Here is a 15,548-nt window from a genome sequence, read left to right on the forward strand (position 1 = left end):
GCCACCCCCGCGCACGCTCCTAGCGTGGCGGCATGCATCTGCTCGTCGTCGCCGTCCTCTACACGGGGTTCCTCGGCGTCGGCGCATGGCTGATCTGGATCGACATCCAGGAGCACCGACTGCCGAACCGCGTCGTGCTCCCTGCGACCGGCGCGCTCGTCGTCGTCCTGGCCGCCGCCGCGTTCGCGGCGGGGGATGCGCTGCCGTTCGGGCGCGCCCTCGCGGGCGGAATCGCCCTCGGCGCCTTCTACGCGGTGCTGCGCACCGTGCAGCCGCACGGGCTCGGCGGCGGCGACGTGAAGCTGTCGCTTCTCGTCGGCGTCTTCCTCGGCTGGCACGGATGGGTCCCGCTCGTCGTCGGCGGGGCGGCGGCGTTCCTCCTCGGCGGCGCGTGGGCGCTCGTCCTCCTCGCCACCCGGCGCGCCGACCCCGCGACCGCCATCGCGTTCGGCCCGTGGATGGTCGTGGGGGCGTGGGCGGGGCTGCTCCCGGCGTGACGCGCAAGGGGTTGCGGCCGATCCGTCCGCGGTCGGTAACGTGGCAGGCATGTCAGGGGCGGAGAAGTGGATACGGAACGCGATCGCCTGGGTGCTGAGCCTGCGGATCGTGAGGGCGGCGCTCCTGTTCTCGGAGCAGAAGGGCGGGCTCCTCGCGGCCGCCGTGACGTTCCGCGCGCTGTTCTCGGTCTTCGCGGCCGTCGCGCTCGGCTTCTCCATCGCCGCCATCTGGCTGAGCTCGCGCGACGACCTGTGGCAGGCGCTCGTCGACGCCGTCGGCACGGCCATCCCCGGGCTCGTCGGAGACGACGGCATCATCGACTCCGGCTCGCTGGGAGCGTCGCTCGGCTCGAACCTGTGGCTGAGCGCGGTGTCCGCCGCCGCACTCGCCTGGGCGGCGATCAGCGCCGTCGGGAACCTCCGCACCGCCATCCGGATGATCGCCGGGACGACGCACGACGAGGCGCTGTTCGTCTGGCTCGTCCTCCGCGACCTCCTCTTCGCGCTCTCCGTCGGGGTGCTGTTCCTCGCCGCGGCGCTGCTCACCTTCCTCGGGTCCGCGTTCATCGAGACGGGCCTCGGCTGGCTCGGGCTCGCAGGAGGCGGATGGGCGGAGGCCCTGACCAGGCTTGCGTCGATCGTCGTCACGTTCGTGCTCGACGCCGTCATCGTCGCGCTCGTCTTCCGCCTGCTCTCGGGGGTGAAGGCGTCCGCCCGCGCCCTGTGGGCCGGGGGGTTCCTGGGGGGCCTCGGGCTCACCGTCCTGCAGCAGCTGTCCGGCCTCTTCGCGGGCGGCGCGGGGAACAACCCGCTGCTCGCCTCGTTCGGATCGCTCATCGCGCTCCTGCTGTGGTTCAACCTGTCGGCGCAGGTCATCCTCATCGCCTGCACGTACGTCATCGTGCGGACGGAGGAGGAGGGCGACCGCATCGGCGAGCGGTTCGGCGCGGAGACCTTCGCGCAGCGGCGCGTTCGGTCCGCCGAGCGCGACGTCCGCGTCGCCGTAGCGTCTCTCGAGGGGGCGCGCAAGGCCGAGGCGGAGGAGCGCGCGAAGCTGTCCGCGCGTCTATCGTGAGAGGCATGGCCATCGCACGACTGCACGGCGGACCCCTCGATGGACAGGTCCTGCCGCTCGAGAACCCCGACCTCGACCGCCTCATCGTCCCGTACTCGGAGACGCAGGTCGTCTACCAGCGCTCCGGAGACGTCCTGAACACGGGAGAGGGCGACGGACCCACGGAGGCAGCCTTCCTGTTCGTCGAGGAGGAGGGCGAGCTCGTCGAGGACGGAGACGACGAGCCCTCGGATGGCCGCTGACATGGCGGAGCCGTCGCGCTTCGTCGAGGTCGAGCGGAAGTTCGACGTCGACGCGGGGACGCCCGTCCCGGTGTGGACGGGCGTCGCCGGCGTCGCGTCCGTCACGGACGGCGAGCTCCGTCACCTCGACGCGCTGTACCTCGACGACGATGCGCTCTCGCTGGGACGCGCGGGCGTCGCGCTGCGGCGCCGCACGGGCGGCCCGGACGCCGGCTGGCACATCAAGGGCCCGCTCGTCGACGGCGCGCGGGTCGAGCTCGGATGGCCGCTCGGCGACGGCGACGGCGTGCCGGAGGCGGTCCTCGCCGAGGTGTCGGCCTGGACGACCGCGCCGCTGCGACCGCTCGCGCGGATCGTGAACGACCGCACCGCGTACGAACTGCTCGACGCCGACGGCGGTGTCGTCGCCGAGTTCGTGGACGACCACGTGCGCACGACCGACCTGCGGGCCGGCGTCGAACGCGAATGGCACGAGTGGGAGATCGAGCTGGGCGAGTCGGCCCCTGCCGATCCGGACGTGTTCTTCGCGGATGTGGAGCGCGCGGCCCTCGCCGCCGGTGCCCGAGACGCCTCGAGCACCTCGAAGCTCGCCCGCGCGCTCGGCCGCTGACAGACGCAGAAGGGCGCCCGGTCCGATCGGACCGGGCGCCCTTCTGCGTCTGGGGTGTCACATGTTGATGAAGTGACCCAGGAGGCCGTGGAAGCCCTCCTGCAGCGTCTCCGAGAGCGTCGGGTGCGTGTGCACGTTACGGGCCGCCTCGAGGGCCGTGATGTCCCACTTCTGCGCGAGCGTCAGCTCGGGCAGAAGCTCCGAGACGTCGGGGCCGATGAGGTGGGCGCCGATGAGCTCGAGGTGCTCGGCGTCGGCGATGAGCTTGACGAACCCGACGGGCTCGCCCAGGCCGTTGGCCTTGCCGTTCGCGCTGAACGGGAACTTCGCGACCTTGATCTCGCGGCCCTCGGCGCGCGCCTGCTCCTCGGTGAGGCCGAAGCTCGCGACCTGCGGCGAGCAGAACGTCGCGCGCGGCATCATCCGGTAGTCGCCGAGCGGCATCGTCTCGGCCTTGCCGATGGTCTCGGCCGCGACGACGGCCTGCGCCTCCGCCACGTGCGCGAGCTGCAGCTTCGCGGTCACGTCGCCGATGGCGTAGATGCCCTCGACGTTCGTGCGCATGAAGTCGTCGATCGCGATGGCGCCGCGCTCGGTGAGCTGCACGCCCGTGTTCTCGAGGCCGAAGCCCGAGACGTTGGGCGCGAAGCCGACCGACATGAGCACCTTGCCCGCCGTGATCTCGCCGGCCACGCCGTCGCGCGACTCGTACGTGACGTGCACGGACGAGCCGTTGTCGGTGACGGTCTTGACGGCGGTCGACGTGAGGATGTCGATGCCGTACTTCTTGTACTGCTTCTGGATCTCCTTCGAGACCTCGACGTCCTCGTTGGGGAGGGCGCGGTCGAGGAACTCGACGATCGTGACCTTGACGCCGTAGTTCGACAGGACGTACGCGAACTCCATGCCGATGGCCCCGGCGCCGACGATGACGATGGACTCGGGCAGCTCGCGCGTGAGGATCTGCTCTTCGTACGTGACGACGTTCTCGCTCAGCTGGACGCCCGGGAGGAGGCGCACGGTCGAGCCGGTCGCGATGATCACGTTGTCGAACGTGACCTCCTCGCTCGTGCCGTCCGACTTCGCGACGGAGATCGCCTTGGGGCCCGTGAACGTGCCGCGGCCCTCGTACTCGACGACCTTGTTCTTCTTCATGAGGAAGTGGATGCCCTTGACGTGCGTGTCCGCGACCTTGCGGCTGCGGTCGAACGCCGCGCCGAAGTCGAAGTGCACATCGCCCGAGATGCCGAACAGGTCGGCCTTGTGGGTGAAGGTGTGGGCGATCTCGGCGTTCTTCAGGAGCGCCTTCGAGGGGATGCAGCCCACGTTGAGGCAGACACCGCCCCAGTACTTCTCTTCGATGATGGCGGTCGTGAGACCGAGCTGGGCGCTGCGGACGGCGGCGACGTACCCGCCGGGGCCCGCGCCGAGGATGACGACGTCGTAGTGAGCCATGGGAGAAAGCCTATCTGTGCGGGAGGGGGTGGATGGCCGCGGCCGGCTCAGCGGCGACGCGAGCGGGCGACGAGGACGGCGACGAGCGCGCCGCCGCCGGCGGCGAGGACGCCGCCGCCGATGATCCAGGGCAGATTGCGGGAGAACGAGTCCGTGTCGGCCGGCGTCCCCGTCGCGGACGGCTCCGGTTCGGGGGAGGCGGTCCCGGCAGAGGGGGACGTGGTCTCCTCCGGCTGTGACGTGGGGTCGGCCGAGGGCGTGGCGCTCGGCTCGCCGGCGCCGTCGGCCGGCTCGCTCGCGGTGAAGCGGCGCACGAGCGACTCGCTGTGCCCGTCGCTGTACGTCACGGTCGCGATCATCGTGTACTCGCCGGCCGGTGCGCCTGCCGTGTCGAGCGGCTGGGTGAGGACGTACCCGTTCACGACGGCGTCGCCGGAGGCGTAGTCGGTGCACGAGGCGGGATCGATCGGGATGGCGTTGTCGACGGCGCCGTCGATGCCGGCGCACGTGTCGTCCGTGACGTAGATCGACTGCGGCGCGCCGTCGAGGAGGGCGCCGCTGAACGTGAAGGACACCTCATCCGGCAGGACGTCGACCGTCGAACCGTCGGCCGGCGACGTCTCCACGACGGCCCAGTGAGCGGATGCCGCCGCGGGTGCGAGCAGCGGGAGGGCGACGGCGGCCGCGACCGCGGCGACGGCCGCGAGCAGGCGCCGCGCGCGGCGAGGACGGGCGGGGATGCGGGATGCGCTCATCACACGTCGAACCTATCGGCCGAAACTGGATGGATCTTCCGCTCGGCCGCGCGAGACGGCAGACTCTCCCGAAGCCCCTCCCAGGCGCCTGGGAGGGCGGTCGGCGTCGGGCGTCGATCCGTTAGGGTGGAACGAAAGGGAGGTCGAGCGTGACAGATGCGCAGTACCGGCCGGCGGCCGGCCACGACGGCTCGGGTGACACGACCCAGACGTTCGGGCACGAGGTCGACCTGTCGTTCGTGCCGTTCGCGGGCGAGCTCTCGCCCGTCGAGCTGGAGGCGGTCGGCGCGCTCCCGTCCGGAGCCGCGCTCCTGCTCGTGCGCTCGGGTCCCACGGCAGGCGCCCGCTACCTCCTCGACACCGATGTGACGACGGCGGGCCGCCACCCCGAGGCGGCGATCTTCCTCGACGACGTCACGGTCTCGCGTCGCCACGCCGAGATCACACGCGACCGCACCGTGTTCGAGATCATCGACCAGCGCTCGCTCAACGGGACGTACGTCGACGGCGATCGCGTCGATCGCGCCGTGCTCCGCAACGGGGCAGAGGTGCGGATCGGCAAGTTCCGCTTCAACTTCTTCGCCTCCCCTCGGGACCTGCCGGGGGCGGGCGCCTGATGGCGGCCGCTGCCGCAGAACGAGGCGCGTCAGCGGTCCTGTTGAGCATCGGCCAGGTGCTCGCCAAGCTCACGCCGGAGTTCCCCGGTCTGTCCTCGAGCAAGCTGCGCTATCTCGAGGAGCAGGGGATCGTGTCGCCGACGCGGACGCCGTCGGGCTACCGCAAATTCTCGCCCGCCGACGTCGAGCGCGTCCGTCTCGGGCTCGTGCTCCAGCGCGACCACTACCTGCCGCTGAGCGTCATCCGCGACCATCTCGACGCGGTCGACGCGGACGGCGGCGCCCGGATGGCGCTGCCCGCGTCGATCCACCCGGTCGCGCGAACCTATTCGCGCGCGGACCTGCTCGCGGCGGCGGGCGCCGCGCCGCAGCTGCTCAACGATGCCGTCAGCATCGGCCTGATCCAGGCGTCCGACGCCTACGAAGAGGACGCCGTGCAGCTGCTCCGGGCGTTCGTCGCGCTCGACCGCCACGGCATCGAGCCCCGGCATCTCCGTGCCGTCAAGCAGAGCGCCGATCGCGACGCGGATCTCGTCGACCAGGCGCTCGGCTCGCTGCTGCGCCGGCCCGACGCGCGATCCCGCGCACGCGCCGCCGAGCTCGCCCCCGAGCTCGCGCAGCGGCTCGACGAGGTGCGCCGGCTTTTCGTCCGGCAGGCGCTCGAGCGACTGCTGCCCTGACGGCGCCGAGCGGTTTATAACGTTCGATCACGCTTGCATCGACACGCCGCCCCTTCCACGCGGATGTCGTTGCCGGAGGCATGCCCCTGCCATACGGTGGACAGGAATCGACCGCGAGGAGTGAGGAACACGATGGCCGAAGACGCCGCAGACAACGGCTTCGCCGACGACCTGCTCTTCACCGACGGCCTGCCGAAGCTCGACCCCGAAGCCGGCTACCGCGGCGCCGTCGCGGCCCGCGCGGCGGGGATCACCTACCGTCAGCTCGACTACTGGGCGCGCACCGAGCTCGTCGTGCCCACCGTGCGCGGCGCGAGCGGCTCTGGTTCGCAGCGTCTCTACGGGTTCCGCGACATCCTCGTCCTGAAGCTCGTCAAGCGGCTGCTCGACACGGGCATCTCGCTGCAGCAGATCCGCATCGCGGTCGACCAGCTCCGCGCATCGGGCATCCGCGACCTCGCCGGCACCACGCTCATGAGCGACGGCGCATCGGTCTACCTGTGCACCTCGAACGACGAGGTCATCGATCTCGTCAGCCGCGGGCAGGGCGTGTTCGGCATCGCCGTCGGGCGCGTGCTGCGCGAGGTCGAGTCGACCCTCGTCGAGTTCGACCCGACGGCCCCCGACCCCGTCGACGAGCTCGCCGCCCACCGCGCGCGACGCTCCGCCTGACCCGTACGACGAAGCGCCGGCTCCCGCGGGAGCCGGCGCTTCGTCGTACGGGTCACTCCTCGTCGGAGGGGACGTCGGGCTCGTCGGGAACCGGGATGCGGCCGGCGCGCACGATGCGGTCGAGCAGCTGGTCGAAGTCGGAGGCGAGCTCCTGAGCGGATTCCCCCGGCCACACGTGCAGGGGCTTGGCGGCGCCCTGCGCCTGCTGCAGCGACGTGCGCTCGGGGAGCTGCGGCGACAGCACGAGCGGGCCGAACATGTCGCGGAGCTCCTTGATGCGGAACTGGTGCTCGATCGACTGCGGACGGACGCGGTTGACGACGATGCCGAGCGGCTGGAGCCGGGGGGAGAGGCCGCGGCGGATCTCCTCGATGGCGCGCAGCGCGCGGTCGGCCGCCGCGACGGAGAACAGGCCGGGCTCGGTGATGACCGCCACGCGGTCGCTCGCCGCCCACGCCGTCCGGGTGAGGGCATTGAGCGAGGGGGCGCAGTCGATGAGCACGAGGTCGTAGTCGGACTCGACCGCCGCGAGCGCCTCCTCGAGCTTCCACACATCGCGGACCGTGGGGTGAGGGCCGTCGTAGTTGATGGCAGACGGGCTGCCGATGAGGACGTCGATGACCCCGGGATGCACCTTCGTCCATCCGCTCGCCGTGATCGCCTGGCGGACGACCTTCTCCTTCGGGTTCTCCAGGACGTCGGCCACGTTGAGGTGGCCGGCGATCTGGATGTCGAGCCCCGTCGAGACGTCGGACTGCGGGTCGAGGTCGACGACGAGCGTCCGGATGCCGCGCGAGAATGCCGCGGAGGCGAGCCCGAGGGTCACGGTGGTCTTGCCGACACCGCCCTTGAGAGAGCTGACGCTGAGTACGTGCACGTGTCCAACCTACCCTCCCCTAAGCTGGGGGCGAGCTCAGCCCGCCGGTGCGCAGAGCCCGCACAGCCCGTCGTCGCCGAGGAGGCGTATGTTCTCGAAGGTTCTCGTGGCCAACCGTGGCGAGATCGCCATCCGCGCCTTCCGCGCGGCGTACGAACTGGGCGCGCGCACGGTCGCCGTGTTCCCGTACGAGGACCGCAACTCCCTCCACCGCCTGAAGGCGGACGAGGCGTACCGGATCGGGTCGGAGGGCCACCCGGTGCGCGCCTACCTCGACGTGGACGAGATCATCCGCGTCGCCGTCGAGTCCGGCGCCGACGCGATCTACCCGGGCTACGGCTTCCTGTCGGAGAACCCCGAGCTGTCGGCGAAGGCGGCGGAGAACGGGATCGTGTTCATCGGCCCGTCCGCCGACGTGCTGGAGATGGCGGGCAACAAGGTCACCGCGAAGCAGCACGCCGTCGCCGCAGGCGTCCCCGTGCTCCGCTCGACCGACGCGTCAGACGACATCGACGCGCTCCTCGCGCAGTCCGACGAGATCGGCTTCCCGCTGTTCGCGAAGGCCGTCGCGGGCGGCGGCGGCCGGGGGATGCGACGGGTCGAGACGAAGGACGAGCTCGCGCCGGCGCTCGCGGAGGCGATGCGCGAGGCCGACAGCGCCTTCGGCGATCCGCGCATGTTCCTCGAACAGGCCGTCCTGCGTCCGCGCCACGTCGAGGTGCAGGTCCTCGCCGACAAGACGGGCGAGACGGTGCACCTCTTCGAACGCGACTGCTCCGTGCAGCGCCGGCATCAGAAGGTGATCGAGATCGCGCCGGCCCCGGGGCTCGACGACGGCGTGCGCGCCGACCTGCACCGTCACGCCGTCGCGTTCGCCCGCTCGATCGGCTACGAGAACGCCGGGACGGTGGAGTTCCTGCTCGAGACGGCCGGCCCCCGAGCCGGCGAGGTCGTCTTCATCGAGATGAACCCGCGCATCCAGGTGGAGCACACCGTCACCGAGGAGGTCACGGACGTCGACCTCGTGCAGGCGCAGATGCGCATCGCCGCGGGGGAGTCGCTCGCCGACCTCGGCCTCCACCAGGACGACATCCGGCTTCACGGCGCCGCACTGCAGTGCCGCATCACGACGGAGGACCCGTCGCACGGCTTCCGCCCCGACACCGGCAAGATCACGACCTACCGCTCGCCGGGCGGCGCGGGCATCCGCCTCGACGGCGGAACGACCGCCGCGGGCGCGCAGATCAGCCCCCACTTCGACTCCATGCTGGCGAAGCTCACGTGCCGCGGGCGCGACTACACGGCGGCCGTCCGCCGGGCCCGTCGCGCGCTCGCGGAGTTCCGGATCCGCGGCGTGAGCACGAACATCCCCTTCCTGCAGGCCGTGCTGGACGACGAGGCGTTCCTCGCAGGCGACCTGTCCACGGCCTTCATCGACGAGCGGCCCGGGCTCGTCCGCGGTCGGGAGTCGAAGGACCGCGGCTCGAAGATCCTCAACTGGCTCGTCGACGTCACCGTCAACAAGCCCAACGGCGAGAACCCGCTGTCGATCGACCCGCGCGACAAGCTGCCGGATGTCGACCTCTCCTCGCCTGCGCCCGCCGGCTCGCGCCAGCGTCTCCTCGAGCTCGGGCCCGCGGGGTTCGCCAGAGCGCTGCGCGAGCAGACGGCGCTCGCCGTGACGGACACGACGTTCCGCGACGCGCACCAGTCGCTGCTCGCGACCCGCGTCCGCACCAGGGACCTCGCCGTCGTCGCGCCGTACGTCGCGCGGACGACGCCGCAGCTGCTGTCGGTGGAGGCGTGGGGTGGGGCGACGTACGACGTCGCGCTGCGGTTCCTCGGGGAGGACCCGTGGGAGCGCCTGGCCAAGCTGCGCGACGCCCTGCCGAACATCGCCATCCAGATGCTCCTGCGCGGACGCAACACGGTCGGCTACACGCCGTACCCGACGGAGGTGACCGACGCGTTCGTGCGCGAGGCGGCGACCTCGGGCATCGACATCTTCCGCATCTTCGACGCGCTCAACGACGTGTCGCAGATGCGGCCGGCCATCGACGCCGTCCTCGCGACGGGCAGCACGGTGGCCGAGGTCGCCGTCTGCTACACGGGCGACCTACTCGACCCCGCGGAGGACCTCTACACGCTCGACTACTACCTGCGCCTCGCGGAGCAGATCGTCGACGCGGGCGCGCACGTGCTCGCCGTCAAGGACATGGCGGGGCTCCTGCGCCCCGCGGCGGCGGCGAAGCTCGTTGCGGCGCTCCGGGAGAACTTCGACGTCCCCGTCCACGTGCACACGCACGACACCCCCGGCGGCCAGCTCGCGACGCTGCTCGCCGCGAGCGCCGCGGGCGCGGACGCCGTCGACGCGGCGTCCGCTCCGATGGCGGGGTCCACGAGCCAGCCCTCGCTCTCGTCGCTCGTCGCTGCGCTCGCGCACACGGAGCGCGACACGGGTCTCGAGCTGCGGGCGGTGTCCGACCTGGAGCCGTACTGGGAGGCGGTGCGCCACCTGTACCGCCCCTTCGAGTCCGGGCTCGCGGGACCCACGGGCCGCGTGTACGCGCACGAGATCCCCGGGGGGCAGCTCTCGAACCTCCGGCAGCAGGCGATCGCCCTCGGCCTCGCGGACGACTTCGAGCTCATCGAGGACATGTACGCGGCCGCGAACGAGATCCTCGGCCGCGTGCCGAAGGTGACGCCCTCGTCGAAGGTCGTGGGCGACCTCGCCCTCCACCTCGCCGCCGTGAAGGCCGACCCGGCCGACTTCGCCGCGAACCCGCACACGTACGACGTCCCCGATTCCGTCGTCGGCTTCATGGCGGGCGAGCTCGGCGACCTGCCGGGCGGATGGCCCGAGCCGTTCCGCACCAAGGTGCTCGCGGGCCGCACGGCGCGCACGGGTGTGACGCCCCTGTCGGACGACGACCGCGCCGCGCTCGACGGAGACTCCGCGACCCGGCGCCGGGCGCTCAACCGGCTGCTGTTCCCGCAGCCGACGCGCATCTACGAGGAGCAGCGCGAGACCTACGGCGACCTGTCGCTCCTCGACACGGCGGACTACCTCTACGGTCTGCAGGACGGGCGCGAGCACGTCGTCGAGCTGGAGAAGGGCGTGCAGCTGTACGCCGGCCTGGAGTCGATCGGCGCCGCCGATGACAAGGGCATCCGGTCGGTCATGACGACTCTGAACGGGCAGCTGCGGCCGGTCGCGGCCCGCGATCGGACGATCGCCGTCGAGGTGCACGAGACGGAGAAGGCCGACACGTCGCGGCCGGGCCAGGTCGCCGCGCCGTTCTCCGGCGTCGTGACGATCAAGGTGGAGCCCGGCGACCGCGTGAGCGCCGGCCAGCCTGTCGCCTCGATCGAGGCGATGAAGATGGAGGCCGCCATCACGGCGACGGTCGACGGCGTCGTCGAGCGCATCGCCATCGCGGCGACGCAGCAGGTGGAGGCCGGCGACCTTTTGGTCGTCGTCGCACCCGCCCAGTAACCTTGTGCGGGGTGCGGCGCCTGCCGCGCCCCGTATGGGGAGTTGACTGAATTGAGTTCGGACCGCAACGGGCGGCCTGAGGAGGAGCCGGGCGACGACCACGGCGTCCTCGACGAGGCCGGCATCGACACGACGGCCCTGGGCCTCCTCGGCACGCAGACGGCGCAGGTGCGCGTCGTGCTGCCCCAGCGCCTCGAGGACCCCGACGCCGACGTCGTCGACGACGACCTGCCAGGCGGTGATGTCCGCAGCGGCGGCATCGTCATCGAGCTGCCGGCCGACGAGCCGGACGACGACCTCGACGTCATCTCGGGTGAGCTCGACGAGAGCGCCGTGGCCGCCGCGCGAGACGCGGCCGAGCCCGCCGTCGAGGATGACGAGCCGGTCGACGAGGACGTGGAGCCGGTCGACGAGGTCGAGCCGGTCGACGAGGACGCGGGGCCGGTCGACGAGGTCGAGCCGGTCGACGAGGACGCGGGGCCGGTCGACGAGGACGCCGAGACCGTTGAGGAGATCGTCGACCAGGACGAAGCGCCCACCGCGGAGGACGCGGAGCTCGTCCTCGAGACGGACGTCCCCCTCACCGAGGACGACGGGCCGGTCGGCGAGGACGTGGAGGACGTCCCGGCGGACGGCTCGGACGACATCCGCGCAGAGGACGACGAGACCGACGCGCCGGCGGCGGATGACGAGGCGTCCCGCGACGCGCCGCAGGAGGCCTCCGCCGAGGCCGAGGCCGAGGCCGTGGTCGAGGTCGACGGCGACGCGCGCGCTGAGGCGGATGACCGGGGCGAGGCCCCGGGGATCGCGGAGCCTGCCGACGAGGCGGACCCCGGCGACGACGCCGCTGTCGAAGCGGAGGAGGCCGACGAGACGGACGCCGCTGCGCCCGACGGCGCCGATGAGGCGGGAGACGCGGCCCTTCCGACGGGGTACGAGTCGTTCCTCCGCTCGGTCGCCGCGACGCGAGACGACGACGAGGTCGCGGCGGACGCCGCCGATCTCGACCGACAGGAGGACACCGACATGCCCGCAGCCGACGACGAGCGCCCGCCGCTCACGCGCCCCTCGTTCATCGAGCAGGCGGTACCGGCGGCCCCGGCCGTCCGCCCTGCGGAGGTCGCATCGCGTCGTGCGGGAGAGGTGAGCGAGAGCGCGCGGCGCGAGAGCGCCGACGTGCTGACCGCCGACAGGCTCCTCGACACGGGCGCCGTCCGCCGCCCGGCCCCCGAGGGGCCCTGGCGTCAGCTCGTCTACCGCGCGACCGGCCGGCTCGTGAACCTGGGAGACAGCCGCCGCACGCGCGAGCGCAAGGAGCTCCTGACGCGCATCGCGGCTCCGCTCGACGGCGCCGCGCGCTTCGTGCCCGTGCTGAGCCGCAAGGGCGGCGTCGGCAAGACGACCGTGACGGCCCTCCTGGGGATGGCCCTCGCCGACGCCCGCGACGACCGCGTCATCGCCGTCGACGCCAACCCCGACCGCGGGACGCTCGCCGAGCGCATCGCGCGCAGCGCGACCCGCACCGTGCGCGATCTGGTGCGCAGCCGCGCGTCCGTCCAGGGCTACGCCGACATGTCCGCGCACGTCGTCCGCGACGAGACGCGCCTCGATGTGCTCGCGTCCGACCCCGATCCGCGTCTGTCGGAGGCGTTCGGCGACGACGACTACCGCGCCGTCGCCGATGTCGCGGCGCACTACTACTCGATCGTGCTCACCGACACCGGCACGGGGATCGTGCACTCGGTCATGGGCGCGACGCTCGGCCTCGCCGACCAGCTCGTCGTCGTCGCGGGCCTCAGCGTCGACGAGGCGCGCCTCGCCAGCGAGACCCTGACGTGGCTCGAGTCGAACGGCTACGCCGACCGCGTGCGCGAGGCCGTCGTCGTGCTGAACCAGTCGACCCCCGGAGCGCCGCTCGTGCGGCTCGACGAACTGGAGGCGCACTTCCGCACGCGCGTGCGCGCCGTCGTCCGCCTCCCCTACGACCCGCGCCTCGCGACGGGCAGCTCGATCGCGTTCGGCGAGCTCCAGGAGTCCACGCGCGACGCGGCCCGCGAGCTCGCGGCGCGCGTCGTCGAGGGCCTGCGCACGCGCGCGGCGGTCTGAGGGCGGGGCACATGGCCATCCGGGAGATCCGCGTCATCGGCGACCCCGTGCTCGCCCAGGCGTGCAGCGAGGTGGGGGCTGTCGACGACGGCGTCCGCGCGCTCGTCGACGACCTCGTCGACACCGTGAAGGTGCCGGGCCGCGCGGGCGTCGCCGCCCCGCAGATCGGCGTCGGCGTGCGCGCCTTCAGCTACAACATCGACGGCGACATCGGCTACGTGCTCAATCCGCGCATCGTGGAGGTGCGCGGCGAGCCCGTCCCCACGGGGGAGGGGTGCCTCTCGGTTCCGGGCCTCTGGCATGACGCGCTCCGCCATCCCTATGCGCGTGTCGAGGGAGTCGATCTCGACGGTGCGCGGGTGGTGCTCGAGGGCGAGGGGCTGTTCGCCCAGATGCTCCAGCACGAGACCGACCACCTCGACGGCACGCTCTACCTCAAGCGGCTCTCGCCCGACGACCGCCGGTCGGCCATGCGCGAGGTGCGCGAGAAGATCTGGCTCGTCTGAGGCGTCAGCCGATCGCGATGTTCGTCGTGGCGATCGGCGCGTCGTAGATGCCGGCGATCTCGTCGGCGAAGTCGCGGACGATCTCCGCGCGCTTGATCGACATCTTCGGAGTCAGGTGGCCCGACGCCTCCGTCCACTCGGTGCCGAGGATGGCGAACTTGCGGATCGACTCCGCCCGCGACACGCGCGTGTTCGCCTCGTCGATCGCGCGCTGGACCTCCGCGCGCACGGTCGGGTTGACGGCCGCCTGCTCGAGCGTGAGGTCGGAGGACTCGCCGTGCGTGGCGAGCCAGGCGGGCAGCATGTCGGGGTCGAGCGTGACGAGCGCGGCGATGAACGGCTTCTGGTCGCCCACGACGACCACCTGCCCGATGATCGGGTTGGCGCGGATCGGGTCCTCCAGTGCGGCCGGCGCGACGTTCTTGCCGCCCGCCGTCACGATGATCTCCTTCTTCCGCCCCGTGATGGAGAGGTAGCCGTCGTCGTCGAGCGCGCCCAGGTCGCCCGTGCGGAACCACTCCCCGTCGAACGCCGCCTCCGTCGCCTCGGGATTACGCCAGTACTCGCGGAAGACGTTGATGCCGCGCACCTGAACCTCGCCGTCTTCCGCGATGCGCACGCCTACGCCGGGGAGCACGGGGCCCACGGTGCCGATCTTCGACTTCGCGGGCAGGTTGACGGTCGCGGGGGCCGTCGTCTCCGTCAGGCCGTAGCCCTCGAGGATGCTGATGCCCAGGCTGTGGAAGAAGTGCCCGAGGCGCGCGCCGAGCGGCGCCGAGCCCGAGATCGCGTAGCGGACCCTGCCGCCCATGAGCGCGCGCAGCTTGGCGTAGACGAGTCGGTCGAAGAGCGCGAACTTCAGACGCAGGCCGAGACCGATGCGCTCCCCGTCCTGCAGGCGACGTGAGTGCTCGACGGCCACCTTGGCGGCGGCGCGGAAGATGCGGCCCTTCCCCTCCGACTCGGTCTTCTGCTCGGCCGAGTTGTAGACCTTCTCGAACACGCGCGGCACGGCGAGGAGGAACGTCGGCCGGAACGACCCCAGCGCCGGGACGAGCTGCTTCGTGTCGGGCTGATGCCCCGTGCGGACACCCGCATGGATGCAGAGGATCGAGATGAAGCGGGCGAACACGTGCGCCGTCGTGATGAACAGGACGGTCGACGCCCCGGGCTGCAGGACGATCTCGGAGAGCGACTGCGCCGAGTTGCGCGCGAGCTCGACGAAGTTGCCGTGCGTGAGCACGCATCCCTTGGGGCGGCCCGTCGAGCCGGAGGTGTAGATGAGCGTCGCGATGTCGTCGGCGTCGGCGAGCGAGCGGCGGCGCTCGATCTCGGCATCGGCGACACCCGCGCCCTCGGCCGACAGCGTCGCGATCGCGCCCTCGTCCATCCGCCACACGGTGCGCACGAGCGGGAGCTCCCCGCGGACCTCCTCGACGCGTGCCGCATGCTCCGCCGACTCGACGATGAGAGCGGTCGCGCCCGAGTCCGACAGGATCCACTGGATCTGCGAGGGCGAGCTCGTCTCGTACACGGGCACCATGACGGCGCCGGCGAAGAACAGGGCGAAGTCGACGACGGACCACTCGTACGTCGTCCTGGCGAGGAAGCCGACCTTCTCACCCGGCTGGACGCCCGCGGCCACGAGGCCCTTCGCGAGCGCGACCACCTCGTCGTGGAACGCGCGCGCCGTGACGTCGCGCCATCCGCCCGCACCGTCGGGGACGCCGAAGAGCGGGCGGTCGGGCGTCTCGGCGACCCTGTCGACCAGGAGGTCCGACACGTTCGCGTGGGGGTCGGCGGGGACGATCGCGGGCGTCGAGGTCTCGTTCACGGCATCTCCTTCGGTACCGGCTGCGGGTGCTGCCAGCATATGCCGACGCATGGGTCTCCCACCGCACGTGCACGGTTCCTACAAGGCTAGACTTCCAGGCGCCGCCATGCCGACAGGGGAGGGGCA

At 71.9% G+C, this 15,548-nt stretch carries 14 protein-coding genes; 10 read left to right on the forward strand and 4 right to left on the reverse strand.

Annotation, left to right across the window (positions count from 1 at the left end; translation table 11 throughout):
• The first annotated feature begins 32 nt into the window (after positions 1-32).
• The 4 genes from ABD998_RS00075 to ABD998_RS00090 are packed head-to-tail and all read left to right on the forward strand — an operon-like array spanning position 33 to position 2,424.
• Positions 33-497: a prepilin peptidase gene (locus ABD998_RS00075; protein ID WP_345434663.1), complete on the forward strand. Its 465-nt coding sequence runs from the start codon at positions 33-35 to the stop codon at positions 495-497.
• Between the two features lie 49 nt (positions 498-546).
• A complete protein-coding gene (locus ABD998_RS00080; protein ID WP_345434665.1) occupies positions 547-1,572 on the forward strand; it encodes a YihY/virulence factor BrkB family protein in 1,026 nt (341 codons plus the stop codon).
• Between the two features lie 5 nt (positions 1,573-1,577).
• Positions 1,578-1,814: a response regulator gene (locus tag ABD998_RS00085; RefSeq protein ID WP_345434667.1), complete on the forward strand. Its 237-nt coding sequence runs from the start codon at positions 1,578-1,580 to the stop codon at positions 1,812-1,814.
• Entirely contained in the window at positions 1,804-2,424 is a 621-nt protein-coding gene (locus ABD998_RS00090) for a CYTH domain-containing protein (protein WP_345434669.1), read from the forward strand. The genes ABD998_RS00085 and ABD998_RS00090 overlap by 11 nt, the downstream gene beginning before the upstream one ends.
• A 57-nt stretch (positions 2,425-2,481) precedes the next feature.
• On the opposite strand, the gene lpdA is transcribed toward ABD998_RS00090, so the two are convergent.
• Positions 2,482-3,879 (reverse strand): dihydrolipoyl dehydrogenase, encoded by a 1,398-nt coding sequence (gene lpdA / locus ABD998_RS00095; protein WP_345434671.1) that lies wholly within the window; start codon positions 3,877-3,879, stop codon positions 2,482-2,484.
• A 47-nt stretch (positions 3,880-3,926) separates the two neighbouring features.
• Positions 3,927-4,634, reverse strand: a complete 708-nt coding sequence (locus ABD998_RS00100) for a copper resistance protein CopC (protein ID WP_345434673.1) — start codon at positions 4,632-4,634, stop codon at positions 3,927-3,929.
• Positions 4,635-4,783: 149 nt separating this feature from the next.
• On the opposite strand from ABD998_RS00100, the gene ABD998_RS00105 reads away from it, so the two are divergent.
• The 3 genes from ABD998_RS00105 (at position 4,784) to ABD998_RS00115 (ending at position 6,603) form a co-directional block, all read left to right on the forward strand.
• A complete protein-coding gene (locus ABD998_RS00105; RefSeq protein WP_345434675.1) occupies positions 4,784-5,251 on the forward strand; it encodes an FHA domain-containing protein in 468 nt (155 codons plus the stop codon).
• A complete protein-coding gene (gene ftsR, locus ABD998_RS00110) occupies positions 5,251-5,931 on the forward strand; it encodes a transcriptional regulator FtsR (protein ID WP_345434677.1) in 681 nt (226 codons plus the stop codon). Before ABD998_RS00105 ends, ftsR begins: the two co-directional genes overlap by 1 nt.
• A gap of 132 nt (positions 5,932-6,063) precedes the next feature.
• A complete protein-coding gene (locus ABD998_RS00115) occupies positions 6,064-6,603 on the forward strand; it encodes a MerR family transcriptional regulator (RefSeq protein ID WP_345434680.1) in 540 nt (179 codons plus the stop codon).
• Between the two features lie 52 nt (positions 6,604-6,655).
• On the opposite strand, the gene ABD998_RS00120 is transcribed toward ABD998_RS00115, so the two are convergent.
• Positions 6,656-7,480, reverse strand: coding sequence for a ParA family protein (locus ABD998_RS00120; protein WP_345434682.1), 825 nt, complete (start codon positions 7,478-7,480; stop codon positions 6,656-6,658).
• A gap of 88 nt (positions 7,481-7,568) precedes the next feature.
• Between ABD998_RS00120 and ABD998_RS00125 the strand changes: the two genes are divergently transcribed.
• The 3 genes from ABD998_RS00125 to ABD998_RS00135 are packed head-to-tail and all read left to right on the forward strand — an operon-like array spanning position 7,569 to position 13,588.
• The gene (locus tag ABD998_RS00125; protein WP_345434684.1) at positions 7,569-10,976 is read left to right on the forward strand and encodes a pyruvate carboxylase; all 3,408 of its coding nucleotides are present in this window, start codon (positions 7,569-7,571) and stop codon (positions 10,974-10,976) included.
• A 51-nt stretch (positions 10,977-11,027) separates the two neighbouring features.
• The gene (locus ABD998_RS00130) at positions 11,028-13,082 is read left to right on the forward strand and encodes a nucleotide-binding protein (RefSeq protein WP_345434686.1); all 2,055 of its coding nucleotides are present in this window, start codon (positions 11,028-11,030) and stop codon (positions 13,080-13,082) included.
• Positions 13,083-13,093: 11 nt separating this feature from the next.
• Positions 13,094-13,588, forward strand: a complete 495-nt coding sequence (locus tag ABD998_RS00135) for a peptide deformylase (protein WP_345434688.1) — start codon at positions 13,094-13,096, stop codon at positions 13,586-13,588.
• Between the two features lie 4 nt (positions 13,589-13,592).
• On the opposite strand, the gene ABD998_RS00140 is transcribed toward ABD998_RS00135, so the two are convergent.
• Positions 13,593-15,461, reverse strand: a complete 1,869-nt coding sequence (locus tag ABD998_RS00140; protein ID WP_345434690.1) for an AMP-dependent synthetase/ligase — start codon at positions 15,459-15,461, stop codon at positions 13,593-13,595.
• Positions 15,462-15,548: the final 87 nt, after the last annotated feature.

Source organism: Microbacterium gilvum, assembly GCF_039543865.1.
GTDB classification, from domain to species: Bacteria; Actinomycetota; Actinomycetes; order Actinomycetales; family Microbacteriaceae; genus Microbacterium; species Microbacterium gilvum.

Excerpts from the sequence above, each read along its gene's own strand:
- ABD998_RS00135 (WP_345434688.1), top strand. The coding sequence starts at position 13,094 with ATGGCCATCCGGGAGATCCGCGTCATCGGCGACCCCGTGCTCGCCCAG.
- ABD998_RS00090 (WP_345434669.1), top strand. The coding sequence starts at position 1,804 with ATGGCCGCTGACATGGCGGAGCCGTCGCGCTTCGTCGAGGTCGAGCGG.
- ABD998_RS00075 (WP_345434663.1), top strand. The coding sequence starts at position 33 with ATGCATCTGCTCGTCGTCGCCGTCCTCTACACGGGGTTCCTCGGCGTC.
- ABD998_RS00085 (WP_345434667.1), top strand. The coding sequence starts at position 1,578 with ATGGCCATCGCACGACTGCACGGCGGACCCCTCGATGGACAGGTCCTG.
- ftsR (WP_345434677.1), top strand. The coding sequence starts at position 5,251 with ATGGCGGCCGCTGCCGCAGAACGAGGCGCGTCAGCGGTCCTGTTGAGC.
- lpdA (WP_345434671.1), bottom strand. The coding sequence starts at position 3,879 with ATGGCTCACTACGACGTCGTCATCCTCGGCGCGGGCCCCGGCGGGTAC.
- ABD998_RS00080 (WP_345434665.1), top strand. The coding sequence starts at position 547 with ATGTCAGGGGCGGAGAAGTGGATACGGAACGCGATCGCCTGGGTGCTG.
- ABD998_RS00125 (WP_345434684.1), top strand. The coding sequence starts at position 7,569 with ATGTTCTCGAAGGTTCTCGTGGCCAACCGTGGCGAGATCGCCATCCGC.
- ABD998_RS00140 (WP_345434690.1), bottom strand. The coding sequence starts at position 15,461 with ATGCTGGCAGCACCCGCAGCCGGTACCGAAGGAGATGCCGTGAACGAG.
- ABD998_RS00100 (WP_345434673.1), bottom strand. The coding sequence starts at position 4,634 with ATGAGCGCATCCCGCATCCCCGCCCGTCCTCGCCGCGCGCGGCGCCTG.
- ABD998_RS00115 (WP_345434680.1), top strand. The coding sequence starts at position 6,064 with ATGGCCGAAGACGCCGCAGACAACGGCTTCGCCGACGACCTGCTCTTC.